Here is a 19,297-nt window from a genome sequence, read left to right on the forward strand (position 1 = left end):
TCGACGAGCTCAGGGACCAGGGTTCAGGGTCAGGGACCCAGGGGTGGGGTGGGGGAGAGGTGCGGTCAGGGGGTCTCGGTGAGGAACAGCTCGATCACCGGGACGGGGGTCTCGGGGCGCTGCACCGGAAGCTGGAGCGTGAGCGTGCCATCGGGCAGCCCGCCCATCAAGGTGTTCTGCGCCTGACGGTTCGGGTCGATGTGCAAGGGGACGAGCTCGGACGCATCCGACATCAACTGGGCGTAGCGGACCTTGCCGGCGAGTCCGGGCAGGTGCAGGTGCTTGAACGGCCAGGAGAAGAGGTGCACGTACAGGCGGTCTCCGCGCAGGGTGTATCGCGCATCGTTCGGGGCCTGCCAGGGAGCGGCGCCGGCACCGTGGATCGAGCGGGCGTGGTCGTCCATCCACGCGGCGATGTCGTCGAAGGTGCGCTGCGCCGTGCGGTCGATCCGGCCGCGGCCGTCGGGCCCGACGTTCAGCAGCAGGTTCCCGTTCTTCGCGACGCCGTCGATGAGGAGCTTGATCAGCGATTCCGAGCTCTTCACGTCGAGGTTGTCGCGGTCGTAGCCCCAGCTGCCGTTGAGGGTCTGGCATGCCTCCCAGGCCACGGGAGCGCCGTCGCGCTCCATCGGCTTCAGCGGCTGGTACTGCTCGGGGGTGACGATGTCGCCGGGAATGCCGAGACGGTCGTTCACGATGCAGCCCGGCTGCAGTGCACGCACCAGGCAGAGCAGGTTCTCGGCATCCCAATCGGCGGCGCCCTTGCCACCCCAGTAGTCAGGACGGTGCGTGTACGAGAAGTCGAAGAAGAGGTAGTCGATCTGGCCGTAGCCGGTGAGCAGCTCGCGCACCTGCCCGTGCAGGTAGCGCTGGTAGTCGCGGATGTCGCGGTCGGCCGTCGCCGCCTTGAACTCCTCATCGTCGCGCTGCGGGTGGGTTCCGTCGACGGGGAACCTGTCGTGGTGCCAGTCGATGAGCGAGTAGTAGATGCCGACGCGCAGGCCTTCAGCGCGGCATGCCTCGACGAACTCGGCCACTGCGTCGCGGCCGAACGGGGTGTTCACGGAGGTGTAGTCGGTGAGCTTCGAATCCCACAGGCAGAAGCCGTCATGGTGCTTGGCCGTGAGGACCACGTAGCCGGCACCGGCATCCTTCGCGGTGCGCGCCCAGGCGCGCGGGTCGTAGCGATCAGGGTCGAAGTGGTCGAAGTACGGCGCGTACTGCGCGTCCGTCATGTGTTCGCGGTTCTTGACCCATTCGTGGCGGGCGGCGAGGGAGTAGAGCCCCCAGTGCACGAACATGCCGAGGCGCGCTTCTGCGAACCACTCGAGATCGGCGGATGTTGTCATGACGAGGCTCCCGGGATTGTGGGTGCGGATTCGACGAGGGCGGCGCGCAGCGCGCTCAGCTCCGAGGCGGTGAGGCCGTGGGCGATCAGGTAGTCGGCGGCGGAGCCCCACTCGGCATCGAGGTTCGCGAGAGTCTCGCGCATCACCTCGGCGGGGGATTCGGTGGCGAGCATCCAGGCGTGGCTCGACTGCGGGTACTTCTTCGCCAGCCGTTCCGAGGTCGCTCGGCGGTGTTCTGCGGGGATGAGGTCGCCGGTCAGGGCGTAGTCGGCGACGACGGATTCTCGATCCGCGCCGACAGCGGCGAGGGCGAGCGCGATCGTGACCCCGGTGCGGTCCTTGCCGGCCGTGCAGTGCACGAGGGTCGGCTCGCCCGCGGCGATGATCCGCACAGCATCCACCAGCCGGTTCGATCCGCCGCCGAGCAGGTGCGCATAGATCTCGCCGAGGCTGTAGTCCTCGAGGAAGAACGAGCGCGTGGAGCCGAGGTAGAGAGGCAGTCGGGTGATCTCGACGCCGGCGACCGCCGTGACATCGGCCGCCACCTCGTCATCGGCGCGCAGGTCGACGATGCGGCGCACGCGGGCGCGGACCTCATCCGCGCCCTGCGCACCGAGCCCGGCGAGGTGACCCGAGCGGAACAGTCGCCCTGTGCGGATCACCCCGCCGTCTGCGGGAATGCCACCGACATCCCGGAAGCCGGTCACGCCGTCGATCTCGACGATCGCCGTCGGCTCCGTCGTCGCTGTCATCGCTCGCTCGCCCGTCATGGTTCGATCAGCCCTTGAGCGCGCCGGAGGTGAGTCCGCGAGCGAACGAGCGCTGGAACAGGAGGAACACGATCACCGAGGGGGCGAGCGCGAGCAGCGATGCCGCCATCACCACGCCGGGGGTGACCTCCGGTTCGATGCGCAGAGTGCGCAGCGCCAGCGGCAGCGTGTACGTGTCGCTCGAGGTCGAGACGAGCAGCGGCAGCAGGTACTGGTCCCAGATCATCGTGAATCCGAAGACCCCGATGACGCCGATGGCCGGCTTGCACAGCGGCACGATGATCTGTGCGAACACGCGCAGCTCGCTGGCACCGTCGATGCGCGCGGCCTCCTCGAGCTCGAGGGGCACGTCCTTCATGAACTCGGTCATCACCAGGATCGAGAACGCCCAGGCGCCGATCGGCACGATCATGCCCGCGAGGGTGCCCATCAGGTTGATGTGCAGGAAGGGGATGTCGGCCAACAGGATCGACAGCGGCAGCGCGAGGATCTCATCGGGCAGCATCATCGTCGCGAGGATCGCGACCAGCGCCAGCGCCGAGAAGCGGAACTTCTTGCGGGCGAGGGCGTAACCGGCGAGGACCGAGACGATCACCTGCAGGAGCAGGCCGAAGCCGACGACGAAGAACGAGTTCATGAGGTAGCCGAGCACGCCGAAGTCGAACGCGACGGAGAAGTTCTCCAGCGTCGGCCGGTTCGGAATGATGCTGAGCTCTGTCGGGTCGGTCACCTCGCTGAAGGCGCCGGAGAGCAGCGCGAGCAGGGGGCCGGCGAACAGTGCGACGACGACCGCGTACAGCAGCACCTTCACGCCGATACCGACGATGGTGCGGCTCTCGGTGAGTCCGAGAGCGGTATCCGTTCCGGCGGTCATGCGTCCTTCTTCCTTCGCAGCATCAGCTGCACCGCGAGGGTCAGCACCAGCGTCGCGAGGAACAGCAGCACGGCTCCCGCCGAACCGACGCCGAGCTTCTGCTGTTCCAGGCCGAGTTTGTAGAGGAGGGTCATCACGACCTCGGTGGCGCCGTTGGGGCCACCGTTGGTCATGAGGTACACCTCGGTGAACACCCGGAAGCCGCGGATGGCGGCGAGGATGAACAGGATCGAGAACACCGGGCGCAGGCCCGGAAGAGTGACGTGCAGGATGCGCTGCCAGCGGTTCGCACCGTCGACGGTCGCGGCCTCGTAGAGCCCTCGGTCGATGCCGGCGAGTCCCGCGAGGATGATCATCATGTCGTAGGGGCCGCCGCGCCAGATGCCCATCAGCATGATCGACCACATGGCCGAGTCCGGGCTGTTGATGTACTCACTGGGGGCGAGGCCGACGATCCCGATGATGGAGTTCAGGAACCCGTTGTCGGTCGGGTGGTACATGATTCGCCAGAGTTCGGCGATCACGGCCATCGGAACGACCACCGGGAGGAAGGCGGCGGAGCGGATGAAGGAGAGCTTGCGGGTCTGGCCCTCGAGGAGGAGTGCCAGCAGGAAGCCGAGCACCAGGCATCCGAGCGTCTGGCCGAATGCCAGGACGAGGGTGTTGACCGTCGCGTCTCGGAAGGCCGGATCGGAGAGGATCGTCTCGTAGTTCTTCAGCCCGACGAACTCGTTGCCGAGGTAAGGGCGGACGTTCTCGACCGACATGCCGATGGCCTGGACCATGGGGATGTAGCGGAAGACGAGGAACAGCAGCAGGGCGGGCATGAGGAAGGCCCACGGGACCCACCACTGTCCCTGTACGCGATGGCGGCCACGCCGCCGGGCGGGCGGCGGGGACACGCTGGTCCCCGCCGCCGACTTCGGAGCGTCTGCCGTGTTCACGGCGTCGGCTGTGTGGATTGTCACTGCTTGAGGATTCCCTGCGTCAGGAGCTCGGCCGTCAGCTTGCCGTCGAGCTTGGTGAGTTCTTCTTCGACGTCGAGGGAGCAGTCAGCGAGCAGGGCGTTGATGGTGTCAGCGCTCATCTGGCGTACCGGCGTCCAGCTCGGGATGGTCGGCGCGTAGTGGCCGCTCTCCTTGTAGGCGGTCGCGAACGTCTCCCAGCGGGGGTCGTCGCGGACCTCGCTGATGTCGACCTTCTCGTTGACCGGGAGCTGGATGGCGAAGGCATCCGTGCCCTCCATGCCGTAGGTCTGCGATTCTTCGCCGACGTACCAGTCGGCGAAAGCCGTCTGACCCTTCTCGTTCTCGGAGCCGGCCATCAGGTAGACCGTGCCGCCCTCAGCGAGCACCGAGGCGTCCTTCGGGCCCTCAGGCGCCGGGACCACGGTGTACTTGTCGGCGCCGAGCACCTTGTCGAAGCGCGGCATCATGTAGGGGCCGGTCACGTACATGCCCGCGACGCCGGACTCGAAGGCCTCGTTCGTCGGCGGGGTGTCCATGCTCGGGGCTCCCGGCTGGATGACGCCGGCCGTGCACTGCAGGTCGCGGAACCAGGTCGTCGCCTCGATCGCCTCGTCCGTGGTCATCGACGGCAGCCATTCGTCGCCGGAGCCGGTGATGAAGTCGCCGCCCGCGGCCCAGAGGAAGTTCGAGAAGTACCAGGAGGCGTAGCCGCGCTTGGTCGAACCGGGAACGGCGAGTCCGTAGGTGTCGGCCTGGCCGTTGCCGTCGGGGTCGTTCTTCGTGAACGCCTCGGCGACGGCGAGCATCTCGTCCCAGTCGGTCGGTGCCTCGAGTCCGAGGTTCGCCAACCAGTCGCTGCGGATCATGAGCGCGTTCGCCTGAGCGGAGTAGGGGATGCCGTAGGTCTTGCCGTCGATGGCCTTGCCGGCCTCGAGGGCCTGCGCTGTCATGTTCTTCGAGTTCTTGATGTCCTTGAGGTCGACCTCGCGGAGGATGCCCTGCGACTGCATCGTGCCGAGCTGGCTGACGTCGTTGAGCACGATGTCCGGCAGGTCCTTCTGGCCGGCGCGCTGGGCGAGCTTGATCTCGAAGTCATCGAAGATCGCGGTGACCTCGGCTTTGTAGCCGGTTGCCTCCATGAATGCTTCTACCTGTCGGATCGTCGCAGCCTCGCTGGGGCTGCCGGGGGTGGTGCGGGTCCAGACTTCGAGGACGGCCTCTTCGTCCTGCTTGACGCCCGAGCTGTCGCCTTCGGGGGCGGCTGCGCTGGAGCAGCCGGCGAGCGCAAGCGTGACGACGCCCAGGACTGCGGCTGCTTTCATCTTTGTGTGCATGGTTTCTCCAGGGTTTTGGCAAACGCTTGCCACTTTGCAAGACGTCGATGGCGAATCTAACCTAGGGATGCGAACACTGTCAATCATTGATCGGATGTTTCGCTTTCAATCGTGATGAAGTCGGGAGACGAAGTGGTCGACAGGGATGACAAGTTTCGGGTGCGTCTGGTGATGGAGGAGCGGCGTCGGGGGGATGTCTATCCCGCCGACGTGCTGGCCGATATCGACCGTATCGCGGACCTGGAGCGCCCGTTCCTCACGGCGCAGGAGCTCGCGGCCGATCCGGAGGCCCTGCGCGACACCGACGTGCTCCTCACCGGCTGGGGTGCGCCCGTCATCGATGCCGAACTGCTCGCTCGAGCACCGCGGTTGCGGGCAGTGCTGCACGGTGCGGGATCCGTGAAGCACCTGATCACGGATGACTTCTGGGCGCGCGGACTCTCGATCGTCTCCGCGGCCTCCGCCAACGCCGAGCCGGTCGCCGAGATGACCGCTGCGCAGATCGTCCTCGCGGCTCGCGGAGTGCCGGCATCCCGCCGCCGGTATCGTTCCGAGCGCACTCTCGCTGCAGCCCAGGCCGCCTCCGGTACCAGGGGGAGCGTCGTCGGCCTGGTCGCTCTGGGGGAGATCGGACGGCGAGTGGCGGAGCGGCTGCGCGGCTCGGGTCTCATCCTGCTCGCCGCTGACCCGTTCGCGGATGCGGCGGCTGCTGCCGAGCTGGGCGTCTCCCTCGTGTCGCTGGACGAGCTGTTCGACCGGGCCGACGTCGTGAGCCTGCACGCGCCTCTCCTCCCGGCGACGGAGGGGATGATCGACGCCCGCCTCCTGGAGCGGATGCCGGAGGGTGCCACGCTCATCAACACCGCGCGGGGTGGCCTGATCGCCGAGGCTGACCTGGTCGACGTGTTCCGCCGTCGGCCCGACCTGACCGCGCTGCTGGACGTCACCGCGCAGGAGCCGCCGGCGCCGGATTCGGCGCTCTGGGACCTGGAGAACGTCGAGCTGACGCCGCACGTGGCCGGCTCCATGGGCACTGATCGTGGAGCGATGGGGCAGCTCGTCGCCGAGGAGCTCGAACGCCTGGTCGGAGGCCGGCCGCTGCAGCACGCGATCGCGCGGAGCACCCTCGAGCGCATGGCCTGATTCGGAGGCGGAAGGGCGCGGGGTTCGGCGATTGGTCCGGCAACCGATTGCCACGATGGAGGGACGCGCCGGGTCCGGGTGGGCGACGCCGCTATGCTCGGTTCATGGATACGTCCGAGCCGACTCCGGAAAGCCCCTTCCGCGTTCGCGCGACACGGCCGGGCCGACACAGCGCTCCCACGCTGGAAGACGTCGCGCGCGTCGCCGGAGTGTCGCTGGCCACGGCATCCCGCGTCCTGAACGGCTCGGAGCGGAAAGTCGCCGAGTCGTTCCGGGAACGGGTCGAGCAGGCAGCCGAAGAACTCGGATACACAGCGAACGTGTCGGCGCAGGCCACCGCCCGCGGGACCTCGCCGGTCATCGCGCTGCTCGTCGCGGACATCGCCGACCCCTACTTCGGCCTGATCGCCTCGGGTGTCGCGCGCGGTGCCGACGAGCACGGCCTCGTCGTGACCATCGCGATCACGGAACGCGACCCCGCCAGGGAGAAGCGGATCGTGCGGGCGTTGCGTGGTCAGCGACCGCAGGGGCTCATCCTGGCGGCGTCGCGCACGCACGAGCCCATGGAGCAGGAGACCAGACAGGAGCTGGCGGAGTTCGCCCGGTTCGGTGGTCAGGTCGTCGCTCTCGGCGCAGGTGAGGCGGGGGAGCGCAGCGTCCAGATCGACAACGCCGCCGGTGCCGAGGCGCTCGGACGCCGGATGGCCGATCTCGGATACCGTTCGGCGGTGGCCCTGGCCGCCGCGGCGGGGGTGGACACCTCCGATGCGCGACTCGACGGATTCCGTCGCGGCTTCGGTGCAGGCGGCGGCGCGGTGCAGAAGGTCTACCGGGGCGACTTCCGGCGGGAATCGGGAACGGACACCATGGCGAAGGCGCTGGCAGACGGCATCGACCGCGGCACGCTCGTCTTCGCGATCAGCGACGTCGTCGCGATCGGGGCGATGACCGCCATCCGCGACGCCGGACGCGAGATCGGCGCGGACATCGCGGTCTGCGGTTTCGACGACGTGCCGTCGAGTCTTGACGTCACTCCGCCGCTCACGACGGTGCACGTCCCGCTGAGCGACGTCGGCTACCAGGCGTTCCGCGCGACGATCGATCCCGACTGGAAGCAGGGGCCGCTCCCGCTCGACGTCATCGTGCGCGCGAGCACGCCCGCGCTCGCGACCGGCGGCGCTGCGGAGAAGGAGCTCGGATGAAGGTCGTACTGGCACCGGACAGCTTCAAGGGCACGATCACCGCGGCGGATGCGGCGTCTGCGCTTGCTGAGGGCTGGGCGTCCGTCGATGCCGCCGCATCGTTCGTCTTCCGCCCGATGGCCGACGGCGGCGAAGGCACGGTCGCCGCGTTCGCAGCGGCCGTCGCAGGCGCGCAGCGCATGCCTCTCGTCGTGGACGGCCCCGCTGGCACACCGGTCGAGACCGCGTGGCTGCTGCTGCCCGCCTCTGCAGATGCCCCCGACGGAACCGCCGTCATCGACCTGGCCTCCACCTCGGGCATCGAACTGCTGGACGAGCTGCGACCGTGGGATGCCGATACGACCGGCTTCGGGCAGGCCGTCGTCGCGGCCCTCGACCACGGCGTCTCGCGCCTCGTGGTCGGCATCGGGTCGAGTGCGTCGACGGATGGCGGCACCGGTCTGCTCACCGCGCTCGGCGCCCGATTCCTCGATGCCGCCGGCGCGCCGGTCGTGTCGGGAGCGCGAGGACTCGCAGACATCGCCGACGTCGACCTCAGCGGGCTCCGGCCGGCGCCGGAGGTGCGGGTGCTCACCGACGTCACCAATCCGCTGACCGGCCCACGCGGCGCGGCAGCGGTGTTCGGACCGCAGAAGGGACTCGTCGAAGGCGACATCGCCGTCGTCGACGCCGGTCTGGAGCAGCTCGCCAGGCTGCTCGACATCGACGCGTCGTTCCCCGGTTCGGGAGCGGCCGGCGGTACCGGAGCGGCGCTCGTGGCCTGGGGCGCGACTCTCGCGCCGGGCTCTGCCGAGGTCGCACAGTTGATCGGCGTCGCGGAGGCTCTGGCCGGCGCGGACATCGTGATCACCGGCGAAGGGTCCTTCGACGGACAGTCCGGAGACGGCAAGGTTCCCTCGTTCGTCGCGGGCCTTGCCGAGGACGCCGGAGTGCGCGCGATGCTCGCCGCCGGTCGGATCACCGCGGATGCCGATACGACGCTGTTCGCGGCATCCGTTTCGCTCACCGACCTCGCCGGGTCGCCGGCGGCCGCCCTCGCGGAGCCCGCACGCTGGCTGCGCGAGGCCGGCGCTGCACTCGCCCGGGCCGCAGCATCCTGAGCTGAGCGTCACACGCGTTCGGGGATGGTTTCGACCGGTTCCAGGCCGTGGGAACCGGTGAAACCTCTCCCTGAACTGCGGTCAGGCGGCGTCGGGGGACGGTGTCAGCCGCCCAGAGCGGCCGACACGACGGCGCGGGCCTCTTCCTGCACCTCGGCGAGGTGCTCCGGGCCGAGCAGGCTCTCGGCATAGAGCTTGTAGACGTCTTCGGTGCCGGACGGACGGGCGGCGAACCATGCGTGTTCCGTCTGCACCTTCAGGCCGCCGATCGCCGCGCCGTTGCCGGGGGCGTGCGAGAGCTTCGCCGTGATCGGCTCGCCGGCGAGGGTCGTCGCGGAGATGCTCTCCGGTGCGAGCTTGCCGAGGGTCGCCTTCTGCTCCGGGGTCGCGGCCGCGTCAACTCGCTGGTAGGCGGATGCTCCGAACGCCTGCTCCAGCTCGGCATAGCGCTCCGACGGAGTCTTCCCGGTGACCGCGATGATCTCAGCGGCCAGAAGGCAGAGCAGGATGCCGTCCTTGTCGGTCGACCAGACCGAGCCGTCTTTGCGCAGGAACGATGCTCCGGCCGACTCCTCGCCGCCGAAGGCGACAGAGCCGTCGAGCAGCCCGGGCACGAACCACTTGAATCCGACCGGAACCTCGAGCAGACGCCGGCCGAGCGACTCGGCGACGCGGTCGATGATCATCGACGAGACCAGGGTCTTGCCGATCGCGGCATCCCGCGGCCACTCCGCACGGTGCGAGAACAGGTAGTCGATGGCGACCGCGAGGTAGTGGTTCGGGTTCATCAGCCCGGCATCCGGGGTGACGATGCCGTGCCGATCGGCGTCGGCGTCGTTGCCGGTCAGCACGTCGTAGTCGCCCTTCTTGGCGACGAGCGAGGCCATCGCCGAGGGCGACGACGGATCCATCCGGATCTTCTCGTCCCAGTCCAGCGTCATGAAACGCCACGTCGGGTCGACTTCGGGGTTCACCACGGTGAGGTCGAGTTCGTAGACCTCGGCGATGAGCGCCCAGTATTCGACGGATGCTCCGCCCAGCGGATCAGCCCCGATGCGGACGCCCGCCTTGCGGATCGCGTCGACGTCGATGATCGAGGCGAGATCGCGCACGTAGGCGTCGCGGAAGTCATAGGCGGGGAGCGCGTCCCAGTCGACGTCGGCGAAGCGCTCCCGCTTGACACCCTCGAGGCCGGTGGCGATCAGCTCGTTCGCGCGGTCGGCGATCCAGCTGGTGGCATCGGTATCGGCGGGGCCGCCGTGCGGGGGGTTGTACTTGAAGCCGCCGTCGCGGGGCGGGTTGTGGCTCGGCGTGACGACGATGCCATCGGCTCGGCCCGCAGCATCCGCCGCCAGATCGCGGTTGAAGGTGAGGATCGCGTGACTGAGCGCCGGGGTCGGCACATACGAGTCGCGGGAATCGACGCGGACGTCGATGCCGTTCGCGACCAGCACCTCGATCGCACTGCGCTCCGCCGGGAGAGACAGCGCGTGGGTGTCGCGGCCGAGGAACAGCGGACCACGGATGCCCTGACTGTCGCGGTAGTCGACGATGGCCTGCGTCGTCGCGAGGATGTGGTTCTCGTTGAAGCTGCCCGACAGCGAAGACCCGCGATGACCGCTGGTGCCGAATGCCACGCGCTCAGCGGCGACGTCGGGCTTCGGGATGCGGTCGTAATAGGCGGCGATCAGTTCGTCGACATCGATGAGGTCAGTTTCCTCCGCGGGGAGGCCGGCACGGCTCGTCATGCACTCAGTCTGCCCTCTGTGCGGCGGGACCGCATCCGCGATCCGGGCGGATTACGCACAGGGCGCCGAGGGCTAAGGTGAAACGCGTGACTGAACGCCGTACCTACAGCTACCTCGGCCCTGCCGGAACATTCACCGAGGCGGCGCTCGAGCAGGTCGCCGAAGCCCGCGGCCAGGACTGGCGCGCCGTGCACAACGCCGGTGAGGCGTTCGCCGATGTGCTGGAAGGTCGCAGTCATGCGGCGATGATCGCGATCGAGAACTCCGTCGAGGGCGGGGTGTCGACCACGCAGGATGCACTCGCGACGCTCCCGGGGCTCCGCATCATCGGCGAGTATCTGGTGAAGGTGAACTTCGTCCTCGTGGCGCCCCGAGGAACGACGCTCGACGACGTGCAGGTCATCGCGGCGCATCCCGTCGCCTACGCGCAGTGCCACGGATGGCTCGGCGAGCATCTTCCCGCGCACTCGCACGTCCCCGCTGCGAGCAACGTCGCCTCCGCCATCGGCATGCTCGACGGCACCCTGCCGGTGCAGGCCGCCATCGCCCCTCCGGGGATCGTGCGGCACTACGACGTCGACGTGCTGGCGACCGAGATCGGCGACAATGCCCAGGCCGTCACCCGTTTCGTGCTCGTCACCCGCACCGCGCGGCCGCCCGCGCCGACCGGGGCCGACAAGACATCCATGATCGTCGAGCTGCCGCACGACCATCCCGGTTCGCTGCTTGAGATGCTCGAGCAGTTCTCGACGCGGGGCATCAACCTCTCGCTCATCGAGTCGCGGCCGATCGGCGACGAGCTCGGACGCTACCGCTTCGTCATCGACGCCGACGGCCACATCGAACACGAGCGCATGGCGGACGCCGTGCTCGGCATCCGCCGGTTCAGCCCCCGTGTGGTGTTCCTCGGCTCGTACCCGCGTGCCGACCGGCAGATCGTTCAATACCCGGAGCGCTACGCCGACGACGTGTTCGTCGAGGCGCGGGATTGGCTGCGCGGCATCCTGAGCGGCGAGCCCGAGGAGTAGGCGCCCGCCACGCGCCTCAGATCGCGGCGGCGATGAGCTCCAGCGTCTGGGCGCGGCCGAACGGCTCGGCGAGAGGTTCCGCATCGAAGGCTCCGGCCACGGGCGAAAGCATGACCTCGTCGACGCCGAATCGCTCGGCGAAGGAACGGACCTCGGCGGCGACCGTCTCTCCGGTGCCGACGAACCAGCGAGACCGCGCGGCCTGCACGACCTGGTCGGTCGCGGCATCCGTCTCCGCCGCCAGCGCCTGCTCGACCGTGTCGAGCGCCGTGAGCGGCTTGTTCAGACGCAGCCGGGCCATCATCCGCAACTGCGGGAGGGCGCGGGCCTCCGCCTCCTCCGAGGTGGGAGCGGCGACGGCGTTGACAGTGAGGAACGTGCGAGGCTCCGCGAGCGCCTCGGAAGGCCGGAACCCGGAGCGGTACAGGTCGAGCGCACGTTCGAGCCCCTCTCCGGAGAAGTGGTTCGCGAACACGTACGGCAGTCCCTGCGCGGCGGCGAGCTGTGCCGAGTAGTCGCTGGATCCGAGCAGCCACACCTCTGGCACGCCGGTGGCTGCGGGTGTCGCGTGCACCGTGTATTCGCCGCCGGAGGTGAAACGCACGGTGGCGCCATCGTCGGAGAGCAGCAGCGAGATGTCCTGCACGTGGCGCGGGAACTGTTCGACGTCGCTGGTGGTGCCGGCCGTGCGCAGCAACTGGGTGATCACGGGGTCGCTGCCCGGCGCGCGGCCGATGCCGAGGTCGATCCGCCCCGGGGCGATCGCCTCGAGGGCGGCGAACTGCTCGGCGACGATGAGCGGGGCATGGTTGGGGAGCATGACGCCGCCCGAGCCGAGTCGGATGCGGCGGGTGCGACCGGATGCCGCGGCGATCAGCACCGGCGGAGACGTCGACGCGACCGCCGGCATGTTGTGGTGCTCGGCGAACCAGTACCGGCGGTAGCCGAGCTGATCCGCGTGTTCGGCGAGGGCCAGTGATGCGGCCACCGCCTCTGCACTGGTCTGTCCGGTGCGTACCGGAACGAGGTCTAGGACGGAGAGGGCGGTGGCAGTCATCCTCCTCCCTAACCTCGCGGGGCGGCGGGGCATTCCCTCGCGGCGGCAGGCGGATGCGCGCGCGCCAAGGGCTTGACCCGCCCGCCTCGCAGGGGTAATCCGGAGGGGAGGACGGAGGCGGCGACGGTGTGGTTCGCAGATCGAACGCAGGCGGGGCGGATGCTCGCTGAGCGGTTGGCGGAGCATCCGCTCACCGACCCTGTCGTGCTGGGATTGCCGCGCGGTGGTGTCCCGGTCGCGGTGGAGATCGCACGGGTGCTCGATGCGCCGCTGGATGTTCTCGTCGTCCGCAAGCTCGGCTTCCCCGGTCATGAGGAGTTCGCGATGGGGGCTGTGGGCGAGGACGGGGCGAGAGTGCTCGATCAACGGGTGGCCGCCGGCGTCGCGCCTCGCGATCTCGAGCAGATCGAGACCAGGGAGACGATGGAGATCGGGCAGCGCGTCGCCCGGTTCCGCGACAGGCGGCCGGCCGTCGATCTGCGCGGACGCACCGCGATCATCGTCGACGACGGTGTCGCGACCGGGGCGACCGCCAGGGCGGCCTGCGCGATCGCGCGGGCGAGGGGCGCCGCCGTCATCGTGCTCGCGGTGCCGGTCGCTGCTCCCGACTCGCTCGCCGAACTCGCGGATGCGGCGGACGAGATCGTGTGCCTGTACGCCCCCGCTGGGTTCATGGCGGTGGGCATGCACTACGTGGACTTCCGCCAGGTCGAGGACACCGAGGTCGTCCGGCTGCTCCGCGCGGAGTGACGCATCGGGCGCAAAGGGCCATCCCGCTACGCTTCGACCATGGATGCCGGGATCTTCTTCGTTCTCACAGGCGCACTCATCGTCGCCGCCATCGCGCGCTGGCGCGGGTGGCCGGCGCCGCTGCTGGTCACGGTCGTCGCGCTCGCCGTGTCGTTCGTGCCGTTCGTGCCGAACCTCGAGATCGACGGTCATCTGCTGCTGACCCTCGTGCTGCCGCCGCTGCTGTACTCGGCCGCTCTCGACGTCTCCTTCATCAGCTTCGCGCGCAGTCTGCCCCAGATCCGTCGTCTGGGCATCGGGCTGGTGCTGGTGACGACGCTGGTGGTCGGGCTCATCGCCTGGTGGATCCTCCCCTCGCTGACCCTGCCCGGCGCGCTGCTCCTCGGAGCGATCGTCGCGCCGCCCGATGCCGTCTCCGCCGCCGCGATCGGCCGCAAGCTCGGGCTGCCCCGACGCGTGATGACCGTGTTGTCGGGAGAGAGCCTCATCAACGACGCGACCTCGCTGACGCTGTACCGGGTGTTCGCGTCGATCGTGCTCGGCGCCACGGTCAGCGTCTGGGGAGGCATCGGCCAATTCGCGCTCGCCGTCGTGTTCGGCGTGGGTATCGGCCTGGTCTTCGGCATCGTCATCCACCAGCTGCGCCTGCGGATCGCGGATCCCGTCGTCATCGGCACCTTCGGCCTGCTCGTGCCGTTCGGCGCCTATGCGATCGCCGAGCACGTCGGGGGATCAGGTGTGCTCGCAGTCGTCGCGATGGGCCTGTTCGTCGGCTTCAACTCGCCGAGCACCAGCTACACGACGAGGCAGCAAGAGGCGCCGCTGTGGCTCTCCGCCGACTTCCTGCTGGAGAGCTTCGTATTCGCCTACATCGGCTTGCAGTTCCCTCGAGTGATCAGCGACCTCGGTGACGAATCCGTCGTTCATGTGATGCTGCTGTCCGGGGCCGTGCTGCTCGCCGTCCTGCTGGTGCGCCCCGCGTTCGTGTATCCCGCGAATGCGTGGGGTCGCTTCCAACAGCAGGTGCGGCTGCGTCGCTTCGACCGACGGGTGCAGTCGGGGCGAGTCCAGGCGCGGTTGGCGCGCGGGAAGCATCCGCGAAAGCCGCAGATGTCCGTGGAGCAGCTGCGCGGGCGGATGATCGCGCCCGCCCTGACCTGGAAGGACAACGCCGTCATCTCGTGGGCCGGGATGCGCGGGGTCGTCACTCTCGCGACGGCTCTCGCCGCCGCGGATCTGGCTGACCTGGACAGAGGCGCAGGTCATGCGATCGTCGTCGTCGCGTATGTCGTCACCCTCGGCACTCTGCTGTTGCAGGGCTTGACGCTGCCGTGGCTCATCCGTGTTCTCGGGGTGGTGGCCGATTCGGAGCACGAGGAGGACCGACGCCAGCTCGCCGCAGTCCGTGCGCGCAGCAAGGAGGCGGGTAAGGAGTATCTCGAACAGCGCCGTTCCGAGTGGATCGCGGAGCACGGCAAAGGCAGCACGGCAAAGTTCGACGCCTTCGAGACGCGCCTGCTGAAGATGGAGACGGATGCTGATCGCGCACAGGCGAGCACAGACGGTTCGGGTCCTGCGCATCCGACCTACGCCGAGCTCGAGGAGCTGTCGCGAGGGTGGCTGCAGGTGCGGCGCGAGGTGCTGCGGCAGGAGCGCGACGCCGGGAAGCTGAACGAGGAGGTGATGCGCGAGCTGATCGCGGCGATGGATGCCGAGGAGCTCGCGCTCGACACTCGGGGTGCGCTGCGGTTGCCCGGGCGGGCGTAGGGGCGCATCCGCCTCCATAACTCCGGAGATTCGCGGGGCCGGACGTACGGTGCCCGCGTGATCTCGGGAGATCGGATGCCGGCCGGAGTTGAATCTCCGGAGTTGTGGAGCCGGTATCGGCGGAACCTCCGTTCATAACTCAGGAGATATGCGGCGCCCGGTTGGCGGCGCCCGCGTGATTCCAGGGAGTCGGATGCCGGCGGGCCGCGTTCTTCCTGAATTGTGAACGGCAGGCCGTCGGAGCCTCCGTCACCCGGATGCCGAAAGCGCCCCGTCCCGCAGGGGACGAGGCGCTCTCGAGGGGTGACGCGGCGGGTCAGCGGGCCCCGACCGGCTCCGGATCCTTGTCACTGACGGCATCCGTCTCCGGCACGCCGTCGGAGTCGTCCGAGTCGCCGGAGTCGTCCGCGAACGGAAGGCCCTCGCGCGGAGCGTTGTAGAGTTCCTCGTCGAGGATGCCCTCGCGCTTGGCGACGATGGTCGGGACGAGCGCCTGGCCGGCGACGTTGACCGCGGTGCGGCCCATGTCGAGGATCGGGTCGATCGCGAGCAGCAGACCGACGCCCTCGAGCGGCAGGCCGAGTGTCGACAGCGTGAGCGTCAGCATCACGGTCGCGCCGGTGGTGCCGGCTGTTGCCGCCGAGCCGACGACCGAGACGAGGACGATCAGCAGGTACTGCACGATGTTCAGCTCGATGCCGAAGAACTGCGCGACGAAGATCGCGGCGATGGCCGGGTAGATCGCGGCGCATCCGTCCATCTTCGTCGTCGCGCCGAACGGCACGGCGAACGATGCGTAAGAGCGGGGCACGCCGAGGTTGCGTTCGGTGACGCGCTCGGTGAGGGGCAGCGTGCCGATCGAGGAGCGGCTGACGAACGCCAGCTGCACGGCGGGCCAGACACCCGAGAAGTACTGCTTGATCGAGAGGCCGTGCGCCTTCACGATGGCCGGGTAGACCACGAAGAGCACCAGCGCGAGGCCGATGTAGATCGCGGCGGCGAACCAGGCGAGCGAGGTGAGCTTGTCCCAGCCGTACTCGACAACGGCCGCGCCGATGAGGCCGAAGGTGCCGAGCGGGGCGATGCGGATGATCCACCACAGCACGCGCTGGATGACCTTCAGCAGCGACTCGGTGAAGACGAGGAACGGCTCGGCCTTCTTGCCGGCCTTGAGTGCGGCGATGCCGACCACGGTCGCGACGACGATGACCTGCAGGATGTTGAAGCCGACGCTGGACGTGACGGCGCCCGCCTCGGGGTTGAAGGAGCTGTTCACGCTGAGGCCGAGGAAGTTCTGCGGGATGAGCCCGAGCAGGAAGTTCCACCAGGTGCCGACCGTGTACGGGTCGCCGGGCTCGAGGCCTGCACCCGCACGGGATCCGGGCTGGATGACCAGACCGAGCACGATGCCGATGGTGACGGCGATGAACGCGGTGATCGCGAACCACAGCAGCGTCTGCCCGGCGAGGCGGGCGGCGTTCTGCACCCGACGCAGGTTCGAGATGCTGGCGACGATGGCGGTGAAGATCAGCGGGACCACGGCGGCGCGGAGCAGCGTGACGTAGGAGCCGCCGATCGTGTCGAGCGTGGCGGAGAGTCCGTTCGGAGCCTCAGCGGTGGCGCCGAGCTGGCGGGCCAGCAGGCCGGCGGCGATGCCGAGAACGAGGGCGGCCAGGATCTGGAAGCCGAACGAGGTCAGCAGCTTCCGGACGGGTCCGCGGGTATCTGGCGCTTTCTGGGCGCGGGCGGTGGTGCTCATGAGACTCCAAGTCGTTGCGCGCCGGTTGCGCGCCATGGGAGACAACGCTAGGAGCACCCATTCATTCCGAGGGTCGAAATGACGAAGGATGACGGATGCTGTGCGCATCCGTCATCCTTCGGTGATTGCTGCCGGAGATTACTTACCGGACTTCTCGGCGCACTCCTGGATGTTCTCGGAGATGAGCTTGGTGGTGAGGTCGCGGTCAGCGATGTCCTTCTGCTTGTCCTCGCCGTTGGCGATGTAGTTGAGGGTCTCGTCGCTGAGCTTCGAGTCGACGAGGACCTCGGCCAGGCATGTGGCGACGTCCTTGGTGACCACGTCTTCCTGGCCCTGCTCGACGAAGACCTGGTGAATGCCTTCGGCGACCTTGTCGACCGAGGGGCGTGCGGGGCCGGCGCAGGCGGCGAGGGAGAACGCCACGGCCGCGATGGGCAGGGCGAGAAGAAGGCGGGTGCGCAGTTTCCGGTCGATGTTCATGAGTTCAGGGTATCGGCTCACAGTGAATTGATAGGGGTGGCCGAGTGGGGAGAATTGCCCATGTATTCGCGGCGTCCGTCTGTCACGATGGCCTCATGTTCATGGTGACGACGAATGACATCCCCGGCTATCGGATCACCCAGGTGCTCGGCGAGGTGATGGGTCTGACGGTGCGGTCCACCGATTTCGGCCAGAGCTTCACCGGAGCGTTCCGCTCTCTCGGCGGCGGCGAGATCCCCGAGTACACGAAGGTGATGTACGAGAGCCGTCAGGAAGTGATGGCGCGGATGTGGGGCGAGGCGCAGCAGCGCGGCGCGAACGCGATCATCGCGATGCGATTCGACACCGGCTCGATCGGCAACTTCAGCGAAGTCTGCGCATACGGGACCGCGGTCGTCGTCGAGCCGGTGGGTGCGGCGGCCACGCCCGCATGAGTTCCCGGGCCGGCGGCCCGTCGACCCGTGGATAGGATGATCGCACACCGGATCTCGCGGTGCCTCATGCGCTCCGACCGAAGGATCCCGGTGACCGATAACCACGCTGCCCAGCCCACCCGCCGCACGGTTCTCGCCGTGGCCGCATGGTCGGCCCCGGTGATCGCCACCGCCCTCGCGGTTCCGCTCAGCGCCGCGAGCACTGTCGGAGCCATCGACGCGGCCGGCGTGGAGCTCGTCTTCACCGGGCCGGAGTTCAGCTCCGAGTTCCGGCTCAGCGGGCAGCTGTCCTTCCCGCAGGCGCCCGCCGCTGCGACGATCGTGTCCGCGACGGTCACGTGGCAGGGCACGGGGTCGAACTCCGGCGCTCAGGGGCTCTATCTCTACAAGGGCAATATCGCCGGCGGTGACGCAGGGATCGTCGGGTGGGCGACGGTGCAGGGTGCGGCCGACGACCAGCTCCACCCCACCTTCGTGTTCCAGGCTTCGCTGGGCACCGGTGAGACGCAGCTGCCGGTGGTATCGAGCTACGACGGCTCCACGCTGAACCCGATCATGTACGGGGCCGAGACGCCGAGTGGCGGCACCTCTTTCTGGGACGGCGTCATCACCATTCGGTTCTCCGCGCCTGGGTACGCGGATGCCGTGCTCACCGCCCCTTACGTGCAGTAGCCGCGGCGCCGATCAGCGAGCCAGCACCAGCAGCTCGCCGACCTCGCATCCGAGCGCATCGCAGATCGCGCGCAGCGTCGAATACCTGATCGCGCGAGCCCTGTCGTTCTTCAGCACCGACAGGTTCACGATGCTCACCCCGACTCGAGCGCTCAGCTCGGTCAGCGTCATCCCCCGTTCGGCGAGCAGCTCATCGAGTCGGCAGTGGATGCCGGTGTCCTCCTCGTCCTGAGGCGCGGGATTCATACCAGTCCCTCGGTCTCGCGCCGCAGCCGGTCGCCGACGACGAAGACCGTGCCGATGATCGCGAGGGCGAAGGCGGCAAGGAGAAAGGGGAACGGCTGCACGGACATGACGGCGGTGTCGAACGCGCCGTCTGTGACCTGAGAGATGGCGGCATTGGCCAGCACGTTGTCGCAGAAGCGAGACGCGGCTGATCCGACCAGGCCGAGGATTCCGCCACCCATTACGAGACCGGTGTTGACGCGGCTGAACACGACGCCGCGGAGGAGATTACGGCTGAGTGCGATCAGGCACACCACCACGCCGACGATGGTGAGCGCGAAGGCGATCTGACCGAGGACGCCGAAAACGACGCCCGTTGGCATGAGGTCGGTCACAGTGACGACCGCACGGTCGAGCAGGACGGGCAGCGTCTCGCCGTCGGCCGTCGCCTCTGCGGGGACGTCGATGAACTCGGCGAGCACCTGGACGGATCCGCCGGACGAGAGTTCGGCGATGCGAACGATCGCCATGCAGACCGACGTCACGGCGATCCCGATGCCCAGGATGGTGAACAGGGCGAGCGCGACGGTGTCGCCGGTGCTCAGTACGCGCTGCTGGTTCTTCATCTCAACTCCTT

Annotated in this window: 19 protein-coding genes; 8 read left to right on the forward strand and 11 right to left on the reverse strand. The window is 68.6% G+C overall.

Translation table 11 applies throughout. The features are described 5' to 3' along the window. Positions 1-65: 65 nt before the first annotated feature. The 5 genes from MRBLWO13_RS07740 to MRBLWO13_RS07760 are packed head-to-tail and all read right to left on the reverse strand — an operon-like array spanning position 66 to position 5,295. Entirely contained in the window at positions 66-1,349 is a 1,284-nt protein-coding gene (locus MRBLWO13_RS07740; protein WP_341977635.1) for an alpha-L-fucosidase, read from the reverse strand. Further along, positions 1,346-2,101, reverse strand: coding sequence for a tyrosine-protein phosphatase (locus MRBLWO13_RS07745; RefSeq protein WP_341977637.1), 756 nt, complete (start codon positions 2,099-2,101; stop codon positions 1,346-1,348). The genes MRBLWO13_RS07740 and MRBLWO13_RS07745 overlap by 4 nt, the downstream gene beginning before the upstream one ends. A 25-nt stretch (positions 2,102-2,126) precedes the next feature. Then, on the reverse strand, positions 2,127-2,993 hold the full coding sequence (locus tag MRBLWO13_RS07750; protein ID WP_341977639.1) for a carbohydrate ABC transporter permease: 867 nt from the start codon (positions 2,991-2,993) through the stop codon (positions 2,127-2,129). Further along, on the reverse strand, positions 2,990-3,961 hold the full coding sequence (locus MRBLWO13_RS07755) for a sugar ABC transporter permease (protein ID WP_341977641.1): 972 nt from the start codon (positions 3,959-3,961) through the stop codon (positions 2,990-2,992). The genes MRBLWO13_RS07750 and MRBLWO13_RS07755 overlap by 4 nt, the downstream gene beginning before the upstream one ends. Then, entirely contained in the window at positions 3,958-5,295 is a 1,338-nt protein-coding gene (locus MRBLWO13_RS07760) for a sugar ABC transporter substrate-binding protein (RefSeq protein WP_341977643.1), read from the reverse strand. The genes MRBLWO13_RS07755 and MRBLWO13_RS07760 overlap by 4 nt, the downstream gene beginning before the upstream one ends. 114 nt (positions 5,296-5,409) lie before the next feature. On the opposite strand from MRBLWO13_RS07760, the gene MRBLWO13_RS07765 reads away from it, so the two are divergent. The 3 genes from MRBLWO13_RS07765 to MRBLWO13_RS07775 all read left to right on the forward strand — a co-directional run bounded on the left by MRBLWO13_RS07765 (position 5,410) and on the right by MRBLWO13_RS07775 (position 8,740). Further along, positions 5,410-6,438 carry a hydroxyacid dehydrogenase gene (locus MRBLWO13_RS07765; RefSeq protein WP_341978323.1) on the forward strand — a complete coding sequence of 343 codons (1,029 nt, stop codon included), beginning with the start codon at positions 5,410-5,412 and terminating at the stop codon, positions 6,436-6,438. A gap of 104 nt (positions 6,439-6,542) precedes the next feature. Continuing rightward, positions 6,543-7,640, forward strand: coding sequence for a LacI family DNA-binding transcriptional regulator (locus MRBLWO13_RS07770; RefSeq protein ID WP_341977645.1), 1,098 nt, complete (start codon positions 6,543-6,545; stop codon positions 7,638-7,640). Next, entirely contained in the window at positions 7,637-8,740 is a 1,104-nt protein-coding gene (locus MRBLWO13_RS07775; RefSeq protein ID WP_341977647.1) for a glycerate kinase, read from the forward strand. Before MRBLWO13_RS07770 ends, MRBLWO13_RS07775 begins: the two co-directional genes overlap by 4 nt. A 104-nt stretch (positions 8,741-8,844) precedes the next feature. On the opposite strand, the gene pgm is transcribed toward MRBLWO13_RS07775, so the two are convergent. Continuing rightward, positions 8,845-10,488, reverse strand: a complete 1,644-nt coding sequence (gene pgm, locus MRBLWO13_RS07780; RefSeq protein WP_341977649.1) for a phosphoglucomutase (alpha-D-glucose-1,6-bisphosphate-dependent) — start codon at positions 10,486-10,488, stop codon at positions 8,845-8,847. Positions 10,489-10,565: 77 nt separating this feature from the next. Here pgm and pheA point away from each other — a divergent pair, with 77 nt between their 5' ends. Then, positions 10,566-11,516: a prephenate dehydratase gene (gene pheA / locus MRBLWO13_RS07785; protein WP_341977651.1), complete on the forward strand. Its 951-nt coding sequence runs from the start codon at positions 10,566-10,568 to the stop codon at positions 11,514-11,516. A gap of 16 nt (positions 11,517-11,532) precedes the next feature. Here pheA and MRBLWO13_RS07790 read toward each other — a convergent pair whose 3' ends face one another. Further along, a complete protein-coding gene (locus MRBLWO13_RS07790; RefSeq protein WP_341977653.1) occupies positions 11,533-12,573 on the reverse strand; it encodes an LLM class flavin-dependent oxidoreductase in 1,041 nt (346 codons plus the stop codon). Between the two features lie 126 nt (positions 12,574-12,699). Between MRBLWO13_RS07790 and MRBLWO13_RS07795 the strand changes: the two genes are divergently transcribed. After that, entirely contained in the window at positions 12,700-13,323 is a 624-nt protein-coding gene (locus tag MRBLWO13_RS07795) for a phosphoribosyltransferase family protein (protein WP_341977655.1), read from the forward strand. 39 nt (positions 13,324-13,362) lie between these two features. After that, the gene (locus MRBLWO13_RS07800; RefSeq protein WP_341977657.1) at positions 13,363-15,090 is read left to right on the forward strand and encodes a sodium:proton antiporter; all 1,728 of its coding nucleotides are present in this window, start codon (positions 13,363-13,365) and stop codon (positions 15,088-15,090) included. Positions 15,091-15,406: 316 nt separating this feature from the next. Here MRBLWO13_RS07800 and MRBLWO13_RS07805 read toward each other — a convergent pair whose 3' ends face one another. After that, positions 15,407-16,849, reverse strand: a complete 1,443-nt coding sequence (locus MRBLWO13_RS07805; protein ID WP_341977659.1) for a dicarboxylate/amino acid:cation symporter — start codon at positions 16,847-16,849, stop codon at positions 15,407-15,409. 138 nt (positions 16,850-16,987) lie between these two features. Next, positions 16,988-17,329, reverse strand: coding sequence for a hypothetical protein (locus tag MRBLWO13_RS07810; protein WP_341977661.1), 342 nt, complete (start codon positions 17,327-17,329; stop codon positions 16,988-16,990). A gap of 101 nt (positions 17,330-17,430) precedes the next feature. Here MRBLWO13_RS07810 and MRBLWO13_RS07815 point away from each other — a divergent pair, with 101 nt between their 5' ends. Then, the gene (locus tag MRBLWO13_RS07815; protein ID WP_341977663.1) at positions 17,431-17,763 is read left to right on the forward strand and encodes a YbjQ family protein; all 333 of its coding nucleotides are present in this window, start codon (positions 17,431-17,433) and stop codon (positions 17,761-17,763) included. A gap of 90 nt (positions 17,764-17,853) precedes the next feature. Continuing rightward, entirely contained in the window at positions 17,854-18,435 is a 582-nt protein-coding gene (locus MRBLWO13_RS07820; protein ID WP_341977665.1) for a hypothetical protein, read from the forward strand. 12 nt (positions 18,436-18,447) lie between these two features. On the opposite strand, the gene MRBLWO13_RS07825 is transcribed toward MRBLWO13_RS07820, so the two are convergent. Beyond that, complete coding sequence (locus MRBLWO13_RS07825; RefSeq protein WP_341977667.1) at positions 18,448-18,681, reverse strand: helix-turn-helix transcriptional regulator; 234 nt, start codon at positions 18,679-18,681, stop codon at positions 18,448-18,450. After that, positions 18,678-19,286 carry a hypothetical protein gene (locus MRBLWO13_RS07830; RefSeq protein WP_341977669.1) on the reverse strand — a complete coding sequence of 203 codons (609 nt, stop codon included), beginning with the start codon at positions 19,284-19,286 and terminating at the stop codon, positions 18,678-18,680. The genes MRBLWO13_RS07825 and MRBLWO13_RS07830 overlap by 4 nt, the downstream gene beginning before the upstream one ends. Between the last annotated feature and the right edge of the window lie 11 nt (positions 19,287-19,297).

It is taken from the genome of Microbacterium sp. LWO13-1.2 (assembly GCF_038397725.1).
Taxonomy (GTDB): Bacteria; Actinomycetota; Actinomycetes; order Actinomycetales; family Microbacteriaceae; genus Microbacterium.